Origin of the sequence: Neobacillus sp. CF12 (assembly GCF_030348765.1) — a bacterium.
Taxonomy (GTDB): Bacteria; Bacillota; Bacilli; order Bacillales; family Cytobacillaceae; genus Neobacillus.
This window is the reverse complement of sequence record NZ_JAUCEU010000007.1, coordinates 4,121,543-4,143,622: the sequence shown is the minus strand read 5'-3', so window position 1 is coordinate 4,143,622 and position 22,080 is coordinate 4,121,543. Positions and strand designations below refer to the sequence as shown.

Annotated in this window: 7 protein-coding genes; 1 reads left to right on the top strand and 6 read right to left on the bottom strand. The window is 39.1% G+C overall.

Annotation, left to right across the window (positions count from 1 at the left end):
• Positions 1-228: 228 nt before the first annotated feature.
• Both QUG14_RS19725 and QUG14_RS19720 read right to left on the bottom strand, forming a co-directional pair.
• Complete coding sequence (locus QUG14_RS19725; RefSeq protein ID WP_289342142.1) at positions 229-2,793, bottom strand: hypothetical protein; 2,565 nt, start codon at positions 2,791-2,793, stop codon at positions 229-231.
• A 920-nt stretch (positions 2,794-3,713) separates the two neighbouring features.
• Positions 3,714-9,965: an Ig-like domain-containing protein gene (locus tag QUG14_RS19720; protein ID WP_289342141.1), complete on the bottom strand. Its 6,252-nt coding sequence runs from the start codon at positions 9,963-9,965 to the stop codon at positions 3,714-3,716.
• A gap of 241 nt (positions 9,966-10,206) precedes the next feature.
• On the opposite strand from QUG14_RS19720, the gene QUG14_RS19715 reads away from it, so the two are divergent.
• Positions 10,207-11,415, top strand: a complete 1,209-nt coding sequence (locus QUG14_RS19715; RefSeq protein ID WP_289342140.1) for a HupE/UreJ family protein — start codon at positions 10,207-10,209, stop codon at positions 11,413-11,415.
• A 303-nt stretch (positions 11,416-11,718) separates the two neighbouring features.
• Here QUG14_RS19715 and QUG14_RS19710 read toward each other — a convergent pair whose 3' ends face one another.
• From QUG14_RS19710 to QUG14_RS19695, 4 genes are all read right to left on the bottom strand, one after another.
• A complete protein-coding gene (locus QUG14_RS19710) occupies positions 11,719-13,608 on the bottom strand; it encodes a SpoIID/LytB domain-containing protein (RefSeq protein WP_289342139.1) in 1,890 nt (629 codons plus the stop codon).
• Positions 13,609-13,728: 120 nt separating this feature from the next.
• Positions 13,729-15,816, bottom strand: a complete 2,088-nt coding sequence (locus tag QUG14_RS19705; RefSeq protein ID WP_289342138.1) for a SpoIID/LytB domain-containing protein — start codon at positions 15,814-15,816, stop codon at positions 13,729-13,731.
• 381 nt (positions 15,817-16,197) lie between these two features.
• A complete protein-coding gene (locus QUG14_RS19700) occupies positions 16,198-18,867 on the bottom strand; it encodes an Ig-like domain-containing protein (protein ID WP_289342137.1) in 2,670 nt (889 codons plus the stop codon).
• Positions 18,868-19,103: 236 nt separating this feature from the next.
• The gene (locus tag QUG14_RS19695) at positions 19,104-21,992 is read right to left on the bottom strand and encodes an Ig-like domain-containing protein (protein WP_289342136.1); all 2,889 of its coding nucleotides are present in this window, start codon (positions 21,990-21,992) and stop codon (positions 19,104-19,106) included.
• Positions 21,993-22,080: the final 88 nt, after the last annotated feature.

The window sequence follows — 22,080 nt, the reverse complement described above, 5'->3', positions numbered from 1 at the left end:
CTTTTTTAGGGGCTGGTGTGCGGGGGCATCTGCCTTTATTTCAGCTCTGGTGGCAATCATATCGTACTATTAGATACCTTTTGGGGGATTTTATGCCTCTTGCGGGAATCATACGACCCTTTTAGTTACCGCTGTGCTCTTTTTTCACCTCCGACGGGCATCAACGGCCCATAAAAGCCACAAAAAAAACAAAGCGTGCTAGACTCCGCTTTGTTTTTCTATATTTAGCTATTTGCTATAAATAAAGTTATAACCGCCTGTTATGGCTTTGTATGTTACGTTCCCCGGTGATAGCTGGTTCCAGTGAATATAGAGTCCACCGTTGATCGAAACTGCTTTAACCGTTCTGCCTTCGATTGTAAAATAGCCATTCCCCTTAAAAGTATAAGGAATTTTGAATGTATCTAACGCCTTCCAATGAACATAAGCTGAGCCGTTTTTAGTGAAGCCGCCAGTAAAGTTTTGTCCGTTTAACTGGACCTTAATTGGGGTAGGAATTGCGTAAATAAAATTATATCCTCCCGCAATTGCTTTGTAGGTAACGTTTCCTGGTGATAACAAGCTCCAGCGTATATAAATACCACCATTAATTATTTCTGCATTTACTGTTCTTCCTTCAATTACAAATACTCCATTTCCTTTATACGTATGAGGAATTTTAAAAGTGCTTAATGCCTGCCAGTGGACATACACAGCATCATCTTTTAAGTAACCATCTGTAAAGGTCTTACCATTTAATTGAATTTTTACAGTAGGAAGAGCCTCAGCAACAAAAGAGATTGTCGTCTTTGTACTTTCCGTCATTCCATCTCGCGTCACGGTCGCATATACCTTACCCGCAGCCGCTCCAAGTTGTACAAAAGCAATTGCTGCTTGTCCATTTGTTGCAGGCATTGATACACCGATTAACTTCCCGGTTCCATCATAAACTTTCACAACATCATTGGCCCCAAGGTTTTTAATGGTCATTAAATCTGGTTTTCCTGTATTGTTTTCCGTTACCACTTGGCTGGCCACTAGTGGAGTGGATTGCTCTCCTGTAAAATCAACCGCCAGACGATTGCTCTCTGTCCAGCCTGCCTTTGTAACAGTGATATATAATTTTCCAGCTTTTTGGCCAATTTGATTTATATTCGCCACGATTGTTCCAGTGGAGGAAGCTGTTGCTGTTGCTAAATGTGTTCCACCGCTTGCTGCGTTGTAAATCTTCACAATATCGCCGCTACCTAGACCCTCAACGTTAACAGAATCCGCTTTACCAGTATTATTGGTTACGGTTACTTGTTCTTGTGACAACATTGGTGATGCCGTCCAAAGAGCAAATTCGTATGGAGTATCAGCTGCATTTGAATAGTTAGCCACTGTAATATAATAGGTTCCCGGGTCTAACGAGTATACCTTTTCTTCATTTCCAGTAGTTGTCGCACCATACTCTGTATGAAAGTAATCTACATAACCTCCGTTTTCATCATATAAATAAATATATCTGCTTACACCTGGTACTCTGGGCATAGAAAATCGTACTTGCTGAATAGTAGAAACCGTGAAAGCATAGTTATCATCATCTGAACTATTCTGTAGCGTACCTTTATAAACAGCATTCAGATTAATTGGATTGGCTGTTTCTAGGCTATCATTGCTTTCTTTTTCATAGTAATTTCCTGCGTTAAACTTTACTTGGAATTCATAAGGAATATCCTTGGATTCGTTATAGTTTTCTATTTTTACATAGTACGTTCCTTTAGGTAAACCAATTTGCTTTTCATCTGTCCCAGTTGCTAATGTCCCATATTCCGTGTGAAAGTACTTAGAGATGCTCCCATCAGCGGAATATATATATACATACCAACTAGCTTTTTTATCGCGGTTTACTGAAAGCGTAACATTTCCGTCATTCGGCAAAGTAAAAGCAAAGTAGTCATCATCACTGGTTTCCTGCAAGACTCCCTTGTATGACTTATTCACATCAATCAGGTTTGCAGTCTCTAGTGTATCGTTATTTTCCCTTTCATGCTGACTGCTAGCTGAAAATTTCACTTGAAGTTGATAATTTATATCTGCCGTATCTGTATAGTTATCAACTCTCACAATATATGTGCCCTTTGGCAAGCCGACCTGTTTTTCTTCTAATCCAGTAGCTGTTGTTCCATACCCTGTGTTGAAGTATTTATAGGTTTGACCTGCTTCAGAGTATAAATAGACATACCAGCTGGCTGTTGTATTCCGATTCATGGAAAGCGTTACATTTCCATCTTCAGGCGTGGTAAATACAAAATAATCTTCATCTGAACTCGTTTGCAATGCACCATTATAAACCGTATTTATATTGATCGGATTCGCTTGCTCAAATGTATTATTGAATTCATTTTCAAAGGTATTGCCGGCTGAGAAGTCCACTTGGAATTTAAATGGGCTTGCACTACCATTCGTATAACTGGAAAAATGTAAATAGTATGTACCTTTTGGCAGGCCTACTTCTCTTTGTTCCTTGCCGGTAACCGTTGTCCCATAAGGTGTAGAGAAATAATCAATGGTGTTGCCATTTGCATCTGTTAAATAAACATACCAGGAACTGCTGACATTTCGTTGAACCGAATATGTAATCTCCCCATCACTTGGAAGGTTGAAGGTATAGTACCTGTCCCCATTTACTAGTGTTCCCTCATATTCCTTATTCAGTGAGATTTGTGTAGCTGTCTCACCATACGCAGAGACTGGTTTTGTCATCAGTAAGTTCCCTGCTAGTAAAAAAATCACAAGGAATGCTGCTATAATCTTTCTCTTACTTCCCAATTTCTTCACCCTTTTTTCTTTTTTTAAACCAATGATTATATTAACCTATTTTTCTACCATTTTAAACAGAAAATCCCAAAATTTTTACATTTTTTCTCACCTTTTTTAGTCATAATGACCTTGACATGTCGTTATTTCTAGTCTTTTTATCATATTAAATATAAAAACCTATCATAATTTAGCACCATTATTTAAACTTCAAGTTTAGGTGTGAAATTGATAGGCAGGTACACTAAAGAATTATGCAGATTAGATGGTGAACTATGCAGGTAGCCGAAAAAAATCCGCAGGTGGAGGACTCATTTCGGCAGGTATAGGATTTTCCATTAAAACAGGTAATACCAATATGGCATCTTGATCCGCATCCTACACTTAACATCAGATAAATTTACCATTTATAGGAAAAAAATGACCTGGCCAGTCATTTGCCTGGCTGTTTCAGCTTTATGTTTGGGTGTGGAATTGATTAGGCAGGTACACTAAGGAATTATGCAGAGTAGATGGTGAACTATGCAGGTAGGCTGAAAAAATTCGCAGGTGGAGGGCTCATTTCGGAAGGTAGAGGATTTTGCATTAAAATAGGTAATACCAATATGATATCTTGATCAGCATCCCACACTTAATATCAGATGAATTTACCATTTATAGGAAAAACAAATGACCAGGACAGGCATTTGCCTGGCTGTTTCAGCTTTATGTTTGGGTGTGGAATTGATTAGGCAGGTACACTAAGGAATTATGCAGATTAGATGGTGAACTATGCAGGTAGGCTGAAAAAATTCGCAGGTGGAGGACTCATTTCGGCAGGTAGGGGGATCTTTAATAAAACCAATATTGAATCCTATTCATTTTGTTCAGGGATGCCAAGATTAAACAAAAAAAGATGGAAAGAGCATCGCCCTTCCCATCATAAAAACTAACTATGGTTGATAAATAAAGTTATAACCGCCTGAAGTCTGAGCGTATGTGATTTGATTTGGAGCAAGTTGGCTCCAATGGATGTACATATCTCCATTGATGTTTAGTGCTTGAACTTTCCTGCCTCCAATATCATATACACCTAGTCCTTCGTATTTGAAAGATATATTTAACTCTTCTAATGCCTTCCAATGCACATACGTTGTCCCACTCTTAAAAAATCCTGGTGTAAAATCTTTACCGTTTAATTGAACTTTAATCGCCATAGGGTAACTAAAGTTAAATCCGCCGCTAATCGACTTAAAGGTCACTACACCTGGTGCCATTTCAGACCACTTAATATAAAGGGCTCCATTAATGTACTCACCCTGAACGGTACGTCCAGCGATTTCCAATAATCCATTACCTTTATAAGTGAAAGGAATTTTAAAGGTGTTTAACGCATTCCAATGGACATATGCGATTCCTTCTTTATAGTAGCCATTTGTGAAATCTTTGCCGTTTAATTGAACTTTGATTTGTTTCACATACTCAAAGTTATAGCCGCCTGGAATGCTTTTGAAGGTAACATTACCAGGTGATAGTTGATCCCATGCAATGTATGGGCCCATACCATTGATATAGATACCTTGAACCTGACGTCCTTCCACTTCAAAAATCCCAAAACCTTTATATTTGTATGGAATTTTGAACGTATCTAACGCTTTCCAGTAAACATATGTCACACCATCGCCAAAGTATCCTGCAAAATAAGTTTTTCCATCTAATTGGACTTTAATTGGAGCATACTTTGCAGCTGTTACGATATCCACTGCCGCACTTGTATTTCCTGCAGCATCCGTAACGGTTACTGAGATTGTAACTCCTGCAGCTTGCTTCGCAATATTGATTGTAAAGCGTCCAGTCTCATCAGCAATTGCTCTGCCGATTTCTTCACCGTTTACTTTTGCCACAACAGTTGCACCTGCTTCTGCAGTACCCGTAATCTTATCGTCTGCCTCTGTTACAGCAAATACAGTTGGCTTTTGTGGTGCTGTTGTATCTGCAGCAATCGTTCCAACTAGTTCTTTTGTATCTCTTACACGAATACGTGTACCGTCTGCAAAAGTACCAGAAAGGCCGACCGCTTCAAGTGTATCGCCAACTTTTAGAACTGGAACTGGTCCGCTTTGATTCACAATGTACCCATCCGTAAATACTAATACGTCGCCAGATCCATCATTCACCACATAAGAATTGGCGTCGAAGATGGAGACTACTTTTCCTTTTACCTTCACTAGTAAACCTTGGTTTGCATCAGATGTTGCTTCACCAGTAGGTACTTCTTTAGCCGGTAAAGGTTCGCCTGTACCAATTTTAATTACATCTTGGTCGAAGCTAGCAAACTCAATTTCTTTGTTTCCGTCAAAGGTAATAATATGCCCGTAGATACGAACTTTATCGCCTGGTTTAATACTATCTGCTGGAACTTCCTGGAATGCCATGATTCCACCAGTTTCATCTTGTACATAGAATGCATCGAAGAATACGCCTGCGCCTGTTGTTACTGTTCCTTCAATCACAGTTGAAGAATCTTCTGCAAGCTTGCGGGCATCGCCGATTTTTGTAACTTTCGTTTCGCGTCCTGCTAACCAGTTAACTGCATTCAATGAGAACTCATCGTTTCCTTTTGGCTCGTATGCTTCATCCATCTGCTTATCATTGAAGATATTCATACCAGATACGATGATACGTCCATTTGTACCGATTTCTTCAGATGCGATCATCGGAATCGCTGAACCGCCTGTTGTATCAGAAACGGCATCATACGTATAACCGCCTTTGATATTACCTTGGTACGTTGTTTCGTTCCCTTTTGCAAGTATCGTCACTTTACCGTTTTCAGTAAGCGGCTGGTTATCAGCGCCTGATAAACTTGCTCCACTATAGTAATCTAGGAATGATACGCGGTCCGTAATGTAATTCGATACTAGACCAGGGAATAATCTGACAGCAAATGGACTTACCTTTGGGTCACTCCAGAAGTTACCTGTTTTGCTATCATCAAATACTCCATCATTATTCATACGAATAGCAGAACCAATCTCACCCAATAAAGAGTTATTGATGGTTGGATCTGTGCTGTTATTGCTCTTACCTGCGAATAAGACGGAACCGCCATTTTTCACAAACTTAGCAATGGCTGCATTTTCTTCTGTTGTAAAAGCAACTTTATTGTGTGTAATCACTAATACTTTAACATCACTTAACACTGTGTCCGTAATGGTTTCTTTGTTTTCAACAACTGTATATCCTTCTTTTTGTAAAAGTGTTGTGAAGGATTTAAGGTTGTCTTTATACGTTCCACCATCACTGCTTGTGTTTTCATTGTTGTGTTTTGCATCAATCATCACTTTTATGCCTAGTGGCTCTTTTACATCTACATCAAGGGTAAACTGGTTACCACCATACTCAGATGAAGCCACAGCAATTAATTTATGATTGCCTTTTGTTGCGTCTTTCCATGTGAATGTTGCTGTACCTACACCCTTCGATACAATCGATGAAAGGGTTTGTGTACCGATTAGGTTGGAGTCTTTTACCTCATCATAGTAAAGGTCCACTTTCACATTTTGTACTTCTTGCGTACCGTTGTTGCTAACATTCGCTTTTAAAGTAGCTGGGTTTCCTGCAATAATGACTTCACCTTCAACATCGATTCCGTTAACTTTTACATCAACCGCTTCTTCTTTCGACCAAACTGGAGCAGAATACATTCTTTCGCCATCTGCTTGTGTTACACGAACAACAAACCATTGTTGACCGCCTTCAACCTTATAAGATGGCTTCCAATTGAATTCTTTTGTCATAGGTGAGTATGAATCAACTACAACTCCACCATTTGTGATTAATTCTACTTTTTCAACTCTATCATCTGATTTGTAATCAGCAGCCAAGTAGTCATATTCACTCATTGAGCGGTTTTCCGCTACTAAGTCACTACCTGAAATGTTGAAATTCAATTCCTTGCTATCCACTGTAGCTCCCATGTAATAGCCATTCGCTAACACATCTAGTGTAAAGTTTGGATCTTCTACCATGTATACTCGCATATTGCGCATAGAGTGTAGTAGCGACGCTTGTGAAAGATCATCTGCTACGATGACTGTACGAGCTCTTGTTTTACCCCAAGTACCTTCATGGTTATCCTCACCATACGTTGGAGCAACATGCCAGCCTAAATCTAGAACGGAGAAGAATTTTTTCTCTGCATTGGCATAAGCATAGTGTCCTGAACCGTTACCAACTTCAAGCATTGTGAATAGCTTGTCTACATCTTTGTTGTATGGTTTAAAGTTGTTAAATGCATTGTTAGACATATCGGGATGGTTAAACTGTCCTACGATATCATCGTACGTCATAACCCATGCATAGTAATTATTTACATCTGTGTTATACATTTTTCCGTTAATATTACGGTCAATAAAGTTCTCTGATCCAAAAATATTTGAATGTCCCCAAACAGTAGAAGTCATTTCAAATGCTGGGAAAACTACATATTCACCGTTTTTCGTGTTTTGAGCAGCTAAATCTTTTGTTAACTGCCAATCAGATCCGCCTGAACGTTCCTGCAATCCATCACGTTCAACCGTATCTTGACCAAGTAAAGTCGGGTCAATATCATGTGAGTGATCAGAGAACGCAAACCAGTCATAGCCGTATCTTTTACCTGCAGCTACAGCATCTTCTGGTGTACCCGCACCATCATGTGAAATATTTGTATGGTTGTGCGTCGTACCACGGAAATGCTGACCACCTGTGAAACGAGGAACAGATTCAAATGCCCATTCCTTCACACCAACATTTCCTTTTGAGTCAGTAGCCTCTACCTTTACAGTATGAACACCAATTTCAAGGTCCTGTTCAGGTGTGAATTTCACTTGTTTTTTACCAATCGTTGCGTTTGTTACTTCTGTTCCATCAAACCAAACTTTTACTGTTGCAGTATCCACTTCACTTGGATCTTCCATCACAACAGAAATTTCTGGACGTGGGCTTTCTACTCTCGTGTTATTTGCAGGAGTTTCGCTTAAGAAAGCTGGTGCAAATGTGTCTGCAATCAAGGTTACTTGATTTGGAGCTTCACTTGTTCCAGATGTCTTTACCTTATCTCCATTTTTCGCTTCAATATAATATTCAAAACCATTTGCCGGTACGTCTGCTGCATTAAGAGTAGCCGTATAGCGGCCTTCTGTAGTAGAAGTCATAGCTAGTGCAGTATATTCTGTAGCACCTAGTGCTCGGTAGTAAGCTGTTACAGACTCTGCACCACTTGCAACCGCAACAAATTCTAGGTTTGCATCTTCATAAACCTCTGTTAAAGGTGTATGGCTCAAGTTCAACATTGGCGTAATATCTTTTACGTCACGCGGGAATACTTGATATCCATTCACATGTGTTGCATTTGTTGTATATTGTCCAACCATACCTGTAATGGAATAGCTGTTCCCAACGATTAGGTCTGTATCCGGCTTAATTTCAGTGCCGCCCATTACTCGAATCGTCGTTGTTTTTGTATCATCACCTGTTAACGTCACGTTGTAGTTAGCTCCTGTTGCAGCAACCGCTGTAACCTTACCGCTAACTTTTACTAGGCTGCCCTCTAAAGGTTCCGCCACAGCAAACGTATTTAAGTCAAGAGTCGTGATTTCTTTCGGTTCAGGAAGTGCATTTCCTTCACTTACTTTTGTGATCGCAGTAGGTTCGAACTCGGTTAAACCATTATAAACAATGACTTTACCTGTCACCTTTAACTGATCACCACGAGTAATGGTTAAACCTGAATCAAAGCTGCCAAAAACGTTGATTCCGCCTGTTTCGTCTTGGATATAATAGTTATTCTTCTGGCTTCCAAGAACACCATTTTGTACCGTTACAATTCCTTCAACCGTAAAGAAACTGTTAAGGTTTGTCAAAATACCTTTTGAGTCAGTGGCTTTTACTTCATTTATAGGTGTAACTTCGTCTAATGCTGCTTTTTCCACGGCAACTGGAATACTTTCAAGCATGATTCCTTTGTTGCTGCTAGATACTTGTGTTACATGAACCGTTGTTGGAGCATTTTCAAAAGTAACAGTAAATTCCCCTTTTGATCCTGCTACCTTTGTAGCTAAGCTTTGAGTCATTGCTGCATCTACGTAAACATTGATCACAGAATTAGCAACCGCTGCTCCTGCATTACCAATCAATGTGCCATTACCTTCGCCAGTCACCATGTAACTTAACTGCTCAACCGCAATAGGGTTGCTCGCTGTTGCTGCATTTATTTGTATACCAGCACTTTCGTCCATGCTGCCTTGAATAGCTGATACATAAACAGATGTTAGTGCAGTTTCAGAAGTAAAACTAATTTCGAATGAACCGTCTTCTACTGCAGTAGTTGTTCCAAGGGCAGAACCCTTGGTTGCATCTGCATAAACCTTAACAGTAGACAGTGCAACTGCTGCACCAGCATTACCTGTTACTTTATAAGATGTTCCATCATTTGTTAATTGAAGATTTAATCCGATTGGGTCCAAACTAACTTCTGGAACCATTGGTGCCTCGGTTGGGCTGGCAGTGTTTCTTGGTGCTGCCACTGGACCAACAAAGAAATCAAGGCCGTTATCATTAGAATCCCATGCATTTCCTTTACCAGGTGCCGGGTCTACTTTTGAATAAGGTCTACGCTGAGCACTTGTTGTGTTGGATGTTACTTTAGCTGCGGCCGTACCTTCATAGGTATTTGCTGAACCGATACCAACAAAATCAATAGCGCCAGCCGGTGTTGCCCCACTTGCCGCTGTTGTTGTATCTAATAGTGCTACTTTTAGGTTAGTACCAGACATTGTAATACCACCTGAAGCATCCGGAGTAGCAATAGCTTCCCCATTTGCACCACTTGCTTGTCCTACTAAATAATACCCATGAGCAGGAATAGATCCTGATAATGCTGTTACCTGCCATGATGTCCCACTTGAAGACGCATATTGAACAGACCATCCATCAAGCGTCACCGCTTCATCCGTTGGATTATAAAGCTCAATAAAGTCTCTATTAAATGGAGCACCGCTGTTTCCCCCGCCGCCAAAAACCTGAGAGATAACGACATGCTTTGCCTGTTCAGCACTTGCTTTACCCATTAAGCCGCTTGGCAATAACGTGCTAAGCAATAAAAGCGCTGTCAAAAACGTGCTTGTCCAGCGTTTGAACTTCTTCCTCTTACTATAGTTCATTTCTTGACCACCCTTTGGTAAGATTTTTATACTAGTAAAAAAGTCTCTCTCCTTTTTTTAATCTATTGCTCTACTATTCTACAAAATTTTCACCAATATAGGAATATCCTAAATCATGTAATTTTACAGAAAATTAATTTTTCTAGTATACAAAATCAAGAGGAATGTGATTATATTAAGGAGGTCTGAAACTTTTTGTGTAGATATATGGAACTACAATCGTTATTCAGGAGGATTAACTGTGATACCTTTTTTCGACAAAAACCGTCAATTTTCTAGAAACACCTTCAAAATGCACTCTTTTACCTATTTTCTAGCGCTATTGCTGTTTACTTGGACGTTGGCTCCATCTATCACTCAAGCTCATGCTTATAGTGCAAGTTATACGACTATTAAAATAAATTCTGAAGAAACGATTTTTACATTCTCCATCGATACCTTATCCATTATTGAACTAATAGAAGATATTGATAAGAATAAGAACAATGATGTAGAGAAGTCAGAAATGGAAGAGGAAAGCCATCACTTAGAAGAGCTTGTCCATGACCATACGACTTTGGATGTAAACAACCGTCAACAAGAACCCACCTTGGAAAAAATGGTTCTTGAGAAAAAGGAAGATAAGAATTTCTTAACCTTCCATTTACGTTATCCGGCTTTTTCAGCTGGCGATACTCTTAGCTTTAATGATGGTCTATATGTAAATGACCCAAATACGAATTATATAAACTTAATTTCCTATGAGTTTGCCGGGACAACGAGCCAGGCTATTTTACAAGGTAAAGAAAGAACGTGGACTATTCTTTTAACAGAATCACAGGAAGAGCAATCACTGGATGGACAAACACCTCCAACCAACGAGAGTCAAGAGCAGCCGGAAGTTGCTCCAACAGAAGAGACCTCCAATTCATCCTGGTTTTCATTTTTCAAACTCGGAATGCTCCATATCCTAACAGGATATGATCATCTGTTGTTTCTATTAGCACTGCTACTTAGAAAACAAACATTCAAGCAATACGCTGCGATTATTACATCCTTTACGATTGCCCACAGTATCACGATTAGTTTGGCTGTTTTAGGGATTATTACCTTGCCGTCACGGTTTGTCGAAGCTGTTATCGCCTTTAGCATTGTGTATGTTGCGCTTGAAAACATCTTCCGAAAAGAAATCAAGCACCGCTGGGGCCTTACCTTCCTATTCGGGTTAATCCACGGTCTTGGATTTGCCAATATATTAAAAGAAATGAACATCCCAAAAGCCGATTTAGCTGTCGCATTAGTCAATTTCAACATTGGAATTGAAGTTGTCCAACTGGCACTCGTCCTATTGGTGCTGCCATTGCTTACCTATATGTTCAAGTTGAAAACATCCGGTACCATCATAAAAGTTGGATCTATTATTGTTGCTGCTTTGGGAGCCTTTTGGCTATTTGAGCGTCTTCTTCTATAAACAAGGCTCTACTTTGCAGGGATACTGATTTTGGTTGTGTTTGTAAAATAAGCGGAAGAATTCCGGCTAAATTGGAAAATACCTTTGTTTTCTTTAAAATAAGAGGAGTTTTTCCGCTTAATTGGTCAAAATCATTGAACTTAGGCTAATTTAGAGCTGTTAACCGGAATATCTCCGCTTATTTCTGCTTCTATCCTTCCTCTAGATACAATAGCCGGAAATTCTCCGCTTATGCATTCACATTCCTACCCGAAAATTGAATACTAAAAAAACGGACTGTCCTCATGAAGGACAGTCCATTTTTTATGGAGTGTAAATGAAATTGTAGCCGCCTGGAATCTGTTTGAAAATAATTTTTCCAGGAGCGATTAGATTCCAACGAATATAGAGCGGTCCATTGATATATTCACCCTGGACCGGTTGTCCATTGATAACGAATGATTCATTTCCTTTCCAGGTGAAAGGAATCTTAAATGTTTCTAATGCCTTCCAATGAATATACGCTGCACCGTCCTTAAAGTAACCAGCTGTAAAATCATTCCCATTCAACTGGATCTTAATAGGAACAGGAACAGAATACATAAAATTAAAACCGCCACTTATGGATTTAAAGGTGACTTTCCCAGGAGCTATATCGGTCCAGCGAATATAGAGCCCACCGTTAATCGTCTCTCCCCGAAATTTTCGACCATTTATGTTAAATTCACCATCTTTAAACGTGAAGGGGATCTTAAACGTATTCAAGGCTTTCCAGTGTACAAAGGTTGTACTAACACCATAATAGCCTGGAGTAAAGTCCTTGCCATTTAATTGGACCTTTACACTTTTATAAGTAGGTTGGTATATCTTTTCAAGCTTAATCTTTTCAGCCAGTCCCGTATCATAATAAAAGAATAAGATATCCTTATATGACTGACGGCCCTCTATAGCACGATTGTTTGCTCCATGCTGGCTCAATCCCACACCATGACCATTACCCATTCCTTTAAAAGAATAAAGCTCATCGTTAACTGTGCTTTCGGTAATTAACGTACTTGTCATATCATGGGAACCGATTAGTCTCTTAACATCACTCGCTGTTACTTTTAAAACGTCATTCCATTTGTCATCCTTCATGATATACGTTTGCAGTTTCAATTTTCCGTCCTCAAACTCATCCTTCACAAAAAATTGAACGGTTAGAGCTCCCCAAATTGCACGGCCGCTCGATGTTTTATCACGAAATTCCAACTTGGGTATCGAGACAATTTTTATATCTTTATTTGGATAACCATGCGTCTGAAGATGAGCCTTGATATTTTCAGTAAATGTGTTTTTATCATCTGTCTTTTCGCGTATATCTCTCTCAATGGTTGTATTCCACCATTGATCCGGCTGGCTAAGGTCTAATCCCGTTGTATCAACTTGCTGTTTATAAATGGTCGTATCCCATGTAATACGCGTATCAAACGTATCTTCCTTAACAGTATGATAATCGTGCTGCCAACCCGTTTCATTTTTACTGCTCTCCGTCATTCCTCCATTAGAGGCAGAAAACTGGGCTTCAAATACCTTCCCCTGGTAGGTCATCATCTCTCCTGTTGTTGCTTCCACCGCTTTTGTAGTATTTGGATGAACAACATCAGCACCTTTATAGGCTTGATTACCAGTCGTGTCAGTTAAGGTTTCACCCTTAAGATGTTTAAAATAGGCATAAGTCCTAGCAGCAACAGCCTGTGCTTTAAAGGCTTCTTCGTGCCATTCCGAAGCAATCATTTCTGAAGGGACAACGGACTTTAAGTATTCTTCCATCCCAATCAAGTTCGTCGGGACTAAGTACCCAGCATTATTTTTCTTAAAAATAAAACCTCCAAAATAGGATCGTCCATTTATTACGGCTTTATCTCGGTCATTAATAGGATTAATCGTTATTTGACTAGCAGATTCAAGCATTGTCGTTCCTTCATATAAATGAACTACTAAACCCTCTACTTTAACGGTATAATTTGTATCCTTATTTAGTAGGATGGTATCACCGTTTTCTTTTTCTACCTTATAACTACCAGTTAGTTTCAAAGAAACACTAGTTTTATTGTTAACATATCCTGATAGTTCAATTTTCATTTGCGGCTCCGTGATGGCTGCTTCCATTTTTGCAGGCACAAGACCAACAAGAAGTAAGCTGATGATAAAATATACAAATATCTTTCTCATATGGTGCTCCTCTCTAAAATCCTTATCTAGTAAACTATTCTATCATATCTATCAAAACTGTAAAATAATAGTAAACTAATAAAAAGGACTGCCCCCATTACTGAAGGACAGTCCATTTATTTATGGTGTGTAGTTAAAGTTATAGCCGCCTGGTATCTGTTTAAAAGTAAGTTTTCCAGGAGCAATTAGATTCCAACGAATATATAGTGCTCCGTTGATATATTCACCTTGGACCGAACGGCCATCGATGACAAATGATACATTTCCTTTCCAGGTAAAAGGAATTTTAAACGTTTCTAATGCTTTCCAATGAACAAACGCTGCGCCTTCTTTAAAGTAACCAGCTGTAAAATCTTGTCCGTTCAATTGGACTTTAATCGGAACCGTATAGATAAAGTTAAAACCACCGCTAATTGATTTAAAGGTAATTTTTCCAGGAGATAGGTCTATCCAGTTAATATAAAGACCACCGTTAATAACCCTTCCTTGTACGGTGCGTCCATCAATGATAAATACACCATTCCCTTTAAATGTATATGGAACTTTAAATGTATCTAACGCTTTCCAATGTACATAGGTTGTACCGTCTATATAATATCCTGATGTAAAATCCTTACCATTTAATTGAATCTTTACCGGAATATCATAGATAAAGTTATAGCCACCTGTAATCGATTCTGCTCTCAATTTACCAGGTGAAATATCGTTCCAGTTAATATATAGCGCATTGTTAATATACTTTCCTTCTACAGAACGACCTTCAATGACGAAAGAAGTGTTTCCTTTATAGGAAAATGGAATTTTCAATGCTTCAAGTACTTTCCAATGAAGATGCGAGTGTCCATCAACTAAGTATCCAGGGGTATAATCCTTGCCATTTAATTGTACCTTTACCTGCTGATACACGGGTTCTGGCTCTGGTTCCACTTCATTGTATACCTTTGTTACTTGAGTGCCAGTATAATAAAAACCTAAGATATCTTTGTACGAATGACCCGCAATCCCGCGATTATTCGCACCATGTTGGCTCATCCCTACTCCATGACCATATCCTCTGCCCTCTAATGAGTAGAGGCTGTTATCTTCGGACATTGCCGTGATGACATTACTCTTCATTTGACTGTATCCGATAAAACTACGCATTCTGTCAGCAGTCGCGCCCGTAATTGAATAGGTCTGTAACTTCAATTCCCCTGCTTCAAATACATCCTTCGTGAAGAATTTGACAGTCAAATCCGACTTTGTAACACGAGTACTTGGCGTTTTGTCATAGAAAGATAATTTCGGGATGGAAACAATCTTAATCTGCTTATTGGCATAGCCATTATTTTGCATATACGCTCGAACATTATCAGCAAATGCCTTATTTTTTTCAGAAGTAGCATTCCACCATTTATCAGGATTACTAAGATCTAAAGCAGTTGTATCAATTTGCTGCTTATTTATACTTGTTGACCAAGTAATTTTCGTATCATAAGGATCTTCCTTGATTGAAAAATAAGGAAGCAACGCCCCGCCAAATTCATTTTGATTATTTTCCGTCATTCCACCGTTCGATGCGGAATATACTGCCTCAATGACAGTACCACCATAGGTAACCATTTCCCCACTTGTAGCTTCAACCGCTTCTGTTGTCCGTGAATGTAAGTTACCAGCACCTTTATAAGCTTGGTAGCGTGTGGTATCGTTAATGGTCTTATTTCTGTGATAATAAGCGTATGATCGCGCTGCAACTGCCTGTGTTTTCAGGGCCTCCATCGACCAAGATGAAGCAACCATTTCTGAAGGAACAACAGACTTCAAATAATCTTCCATCCCCACTATGTTAACAGGTCTTACATAAGAGTTATTTTCCACTTTAAAAAGGAAACTTCCAAAATACGCTCGGTCATTAATAGATGCAGTGTCAGTTTCCGTTCCCGGAGTAATAGATAGTTGCGCAGCTGAGGTAAGTTTTGTATTGCCTTCATATAAACCAAGGCTGCCCTGCTCTACCTTAATCGAATATGCCCTATCCTTGTTTAATTGAAGCGATGTACCATCAATTTTGTACGTTCCTGTCACACCTAAGGAAATACTTGTTGGATTCGTCAAAAATTGCTTTAATTCTACCTTCATCTGAGGCTCAGTTTCTGCTGCCTGGCCCTTCGCAGGTACGAGACCCATAAAGAGTAGTAAGATTAGAAAAAAAGGTAATAGTTTTTTCATACGCTGCTCCTCCCAAAATATCTCTATCTATTAAACTATTTTACCCTAACTTGTAAAATTTTGAAAACTTATTTAAAACTAAAATAGTTGTAAATTACTAGAATTGGATGTGAAATATGATTATAAAGCCTCTGTCAGAAACGAAGAATGAATAATCACTGACTCCGCTATTCTTAGAAGTATACTAGAATACACGTTTCTTTTTCCAGATAAAAAATTTACCACTGCTGCGATTTACGATTGGTATGGAGAAATAAAATCCACAAAACAATTAGACGAAATTTAATAAATAACTATAAACTAGTAGGCCATGGCAAATCTGTGCATTTTGTCTAAAAAAAAGAAACAGCTGCAATTCAAATCGCCGCTGTTTCCTTAAAATTATGGTTTGTAAATAAAGTTATAGCCTCCAGAAATCGCTTGAAATGTTATTTTACCTGGTGCTAGAAGGTTCCAGCGGATATAAATACCTCCGTTGATACTCTCACCCGTAACAGAACGTCCACCAATATCAAACAATACTCCCCCTTTAAATTTGTAGGGAATATTTAAGGTTTTCAATGCTGACCAATGAATATAGGCTGCGCCATCCTTCAAATACCCTTGGGAAAAATCTTGACCATTCAACTGAACCTTTAATGGGATGGAATAGATGAAGTTATAGCCCCCACTAATCTCGGTGTAAGTTACTTTCCCAGGATTCAAATCCGTCCAGCGGATATAAAGTGCTCCATTGATGGTCTCAGCGGTTACCGAACGGCCACCAATATTAAATGATGTTCCCCCCTTAAAGGTGTAGGGAATATTGAATGTTTTTAACGCTGACCAATGAACATAAATAGTGTCATTTTTCAAATATCCTTCTGAAAAATCTTTTCCGTTGAGTTGTACTTTTACAGGCGGAGAATATAAGAAGTTATATCCGCCAGTAATCACCTTGTACGTCACTTTTCCCGGTGCTAAATCTGTCCATCGGATAAAGAGTCCACCATTGATATGCTCACCCTTAACAGTCCGGCCACTAATTACGAGAGTTCCATCTCCCTTATAAGAAAATGGGATTTTTAGAACCTCTAAGGCTTTCCAATGGACGTACGTTGTTCCACCACCAAAATAACCAGAGGTGAAATCTTTGCCGTTTAATTGTATTTTCACCAAAGAATAGCTGACCTTGGTAACATATGATGTTGTACTTTCATTCCCTGCTACATCTTTGGCCGCTACAACAATGGTGCTCCCTGCTTTTTGTTTTGGAATTACTATACTAAATGCTCCAGTACCATCGGCCTTACCTGATCCAAGTATAGTTGTACCTAAATATACCGTAACCTGTGCATCGGCTTCTGTTTTTCCTTTAACGACAGTATCTTTATCCGTCATATCGTTCACCGTTGGAGCTACCGGTGCAGTAGTGTCCAAGACAACGAAGTAAGCTGCTTCACTTGTGTGACCTGCTTGATCAGTTGCTGTTACTGCAAGTTCTGTACCAGCATTTTGAATAGGAATTCTCACAAAAAAACTGCCGTCAATTCCAACTGTACCTGATCCTATATGTACCCCATTTACATTTACAGTGACTGTTGACCCTGGTTCAGCTTGACCGGTTACTGCCCAATCTGAGTCAGATACTTCATTTACTACGGGCTTACCAGGTGCTGTTACATCCTTTACTACAACAACAGTATCCTGGCTGACATTTCCGCTTTCATCTGTAGCATTAACATAAATTTGTGTGTTTGCAGCCTGATTGCCAATATACATTTGGTAATAGCCGCCCCCATCCGTAACTACGGTTGACCCAATCACAGATCCATTTACATAGGCGTTTACAGTTGAACCATACTCTGCATAGCCATACAATGTGGTTGTGTTTTCATCCACCTCATTTACGCTTGGCGCACTAGGAGCATAGAAATCTCTTTCTTTTACATAAAAATTCAAGTATGAAAGGTCTTGGCCCCACGGTAAAACTAAATTGCTCCATATATCCGTTGTACTTCCATAAATATCCTTTAACATAATGATTCTCGGTGTCCAATACCCCACCGTGAATCCAGAATAGTATCCTGTAAAATCTCCAGTAATTTCACCCACATAAATATTGTCATAGGAATGGTTGAAAATGACTGTATGGTTGTAACCATTTGGTTGAGTGTAAATGACCTTTACCTCGGCCACACCAGAGGCGTCTTCCACTTCCGCTGTTAATTTTACAGGTTGTCCACTTGTGACTTCACTTTTATCAACAGAAATATTTTTTAATACCGGACCATCGCCCTCGGGAATGACCGTGAAGTTTCCACTACTTAAATCTGCTGTTTTGATGTAAGTATCATCCCAAACATAGCTTGTGTTGTTCTGACTATCCGTGAATGATATAGACGCAAGTTTATACGTACCGAATCCATGATAACCACCTGTCAAATAAAAAGGTATAGCTAATTGGTACTGGTTGTTTCCAATACTTACTGCCTTTTCACCAGTATACCAGCCATCAGGCATTTGGTATGTTAGTTCAACCGACTGAATATCACTTAACATATCCTCTGCATTCACAGTAACAATAACTGAACCATCTTTAACTACTTGGGTAGTATTTACTGATACACTATTAAAAACCGGGCCTGTTGTATCAGATGCATGAATGGTGAAATCTCCCCCACTCAGGTCATATCTACCACCTTGATCTATATCCTCAAAGTATTTAAAAGACCCATCATTAAAATTAACAATTATTGAACTTACTGTCATTGTTCCTTCAGAACCATATGCCATAGCATAACCATCAAAGCCACCTTGGCCATTTTGCCCCAACAAATATTGTGTATAACTCCCACTGGGCTGCTTATAGGTAACATTAATGTATGATACCCCCGAGCTATCAGTTAAGTTCACGGTTATCTTTTGTTCATTCGCTACCAAGATGTCCTTTTTCTTTACTGTTATTGAGCTAATCTCGACATTACTGTTGGCCTTTGCTGGGATAGTCCCAATAGTAAAAAAAAGAACATAAAATACTGCTAAAAATGTTACAAGACTCTTGCGCTTCATCCTGTTTCCCCCAGAGTGTAATAATTTCTTTATATTATATTAGTAATATAGCACTATTATAATTTATGGTAATTTTAATAGATATAGATATTTTTCAGTAAATCATCGCCAAATCCCCTAACTATACTAAATCATTAAAAACCAACATAGGTATGCTTCTAGACTATTAACCTCTTCTAATCGCTAAATCAAAAGAGGAACCCTCATTTAAAAGGATTCCTCTTATCAATTCTAATCTATGGTGTGTAGATGAAGTTATAGCCGTCGGTTATTGCTTTGAATGTGATTTTGCCAGGTGCGAGCAGGTTCCAGCGAATGTATATGGCTCCGTTGATGGTTTCTCCTGATACGGCTCGACCGCCTATATCGAATAGTACTCCTCCTTTGAAGGTGTATGGGATTTTAAATGTCTTCAATGCCGTCCAATGGACATAGGCATTGCCATCCTTGAAGTACCCGCCCGTAAAGTTCTGGCCATTCAATTGAACTTTAATTGGAACAGCATAGATAAAGTTATATCCATCTGTAATGGTTTTGAACGTCACCTTTCCAGGTGAGAGTTGGTTCCAAGCAATGAAGAGACCTCCATTAATAGTCTGTGCCTGTACCGTGCGTCCTTCAATTGTAAATACACCGTTCCCTTTAAATGTGTAAGGAATTTTAAAGGTATCCAATACCTTCCAATGTACATAGGTATTCCCGTCTTTATAGTAACCGCCAGTAAAGTCCTTCCCATTTAATTGGACCTTGGTTGGAACTGCATAGATAAAGTTAAATCCGCCTGTAATCGATTTATAGGTTACTTTACCTGGAGACAAATCGGTCCATTTAAGGAATAAACCACCATTAATAGTCTGTGCCGTAACCGTTCGACCTTCAATCGTAAATACACCATTTCCTTTAAATGTGAATGGGATTTTTAACGTCTCTAATGCCTTCCAATGCACATAGGCTGCTCCATTGCCAAAATACCCGCCAGTAAAGGCTTTACCATTTAATTGGACCTTTATTGCTGAATAGGCAGTTGTAGTTGCCGTTACTACTACATTCGTTCCGCTGCTTTCATTCCCCGCCTGATCTTTGGCTGTAACAGTAAGGGTGGTGCCGCCCTTTTGTTTTGGTATCGTCACACTGAAACTTCCAGTTGCATTAGCGGTTCCGGTGCCAATGCTAACTGCTCCCGCCTTTACGATTACCTGTGCATTTGCTTCTGCTGTACCCGTCACGGCTGTCGACTGATCTGTAACAGCATTCACTTTAGGAGCTGCTGGAGGTGTTATATCCATACCGCTGCCATCCATTTTAAACGTAGTATATGTGACATTCGGACCTTTCGCCGTAGGAATGGTAAACCCATCTGCTGAGTTAAAGGTCGTCACTACTGCTCCACCACCACGAAGGTTTGTTGAGCTGCCAAAATATAGTTTCTCTTCTACTGCATCAAAGAATGGATCTCCTTTAAAGCCATAAAGACCCGTATCCTGTTTTAATAAGAGCGCCATTCTGTAGCTTGTCATTAACTTTCCAAAGGTCATCCCAGAATGAATATACTTCTTAGCTGCATTTTCAACCGCTCGATAATCGTTGTTAACGTCATTAATGATTTCTTTAAAAATACTATCTCCTTGGTTGGCTTGCTTTTTAATATATTGACCGAATAAATAAGACAATGAATAGTTTGATAGAGTATCTCCCTCGTTATCCCAATACAATAGGGAGTGTCCATTTGAGATGGACTCCGATGCATTATAGTAATCGATCCGACTGCTTAGCCCCTGGCCCGTATAAATTTGTTCTGCCGCCATCGAAAGGGCTTCATTTAACCAGGACGGCATAACTTCCACCGTGTTTTCAACAAAGATATTTTGGTTAAAATTCACCATATGTTGGAACTCATGTGCTATCGTCTCATATGCCGCTGTTACATCTTTGGTTGCACCCAATCCCATTGTTGGATACGTATCAATATAGAAGATTTCAGACTTGTTTGAGTTTGGTTCATCAAATAAGTCTAACGCATAGAAGTATCCTGCTGTATAGCCTCCGCTGCCCGTAAATCCATCCTGAATATCGAAGTTTAATATATTAATCTTCCCATCCACGTCTACGTCTGACTCATTTCCAAAATTAGTTGAAACCGAAGCATGAATTCGATTGTCAAATTCAGCCGCTAATCTTGCTGCATCGGCATCGGTAATTTGATTATTATGAACCCATATATTTGCTTTCGTACCGCTATAGGCTAATCTAGCCGTAATTTGATATGGTTGATTGGTCCTTAAATCCATCACCCAAAAACTATTACTGTCCCCTACATTGAACGCACGATTTAGTGGATCACTGCTGTTTTTCTTAATTTGCTTTTCCTTATTTTTAGGGACATTATAAGGGATATTTACATCTACCTTATACGTTTCTGGTTTTAAATTCTTATCGAAAGTGTAATCCATATCCTTTACATTAAACGATCCAGTGGGCTGTGTGGTCGTATCATCTGTAGATTCATTACTAATCACAGCATAGCTATCATCTGTTGTGGATCCGCCTCCATTATAAAAAGGGTTTTCTACCTTAAATAAGAGGGTATTCGTATAATACAAGTCAAACACAAATTGCGAAAGGCCTACTCTGACGTAAAGATATTGTTGATCAGAGAAATCAAATTTAGACAAATGTGAATTTAAATTAACATTTGTATATCCCGTCGTATCAAAATAGGTCCATCCTGTAAATACCATCGAACCTCCCACGTTTGTAAAAAATTCAAAATGAGTATAGCTGTCTTTGCCACTAGCTGCAGTTGAATTGTACAATGTGCTGAAATTCATATTGTCAACAATCGTTGAATTTGTAACACTATTAAAAAAGATTGACTGAGTTATACCTTTGCTATCCAGCATATCACCAACTTTTCCACCATCGGTAACGGTTGGATAACTTCCTGGATCAGTATAATCTGCTTCAGGCTTTAACGATTTCCTCGGCCCTTCAGCAGTTGCTGATGATATATTTTCATTTAAACTTTTTCCCGGCTGAGGTGCTTCCACTTTCCCCTCTTGGCCAAAAGCAGCTGTAGGTATTAAAAACAGCTGTAAAACTAGCATTACTGCAAGAATTTTCCTCAAATCAATTTCCCCTTCCTCTTCCGTATGTAAGACTATTATTCTAGCAACGTTTTCAACATACGTTTATATCTTTATTCCCATTGCTAAA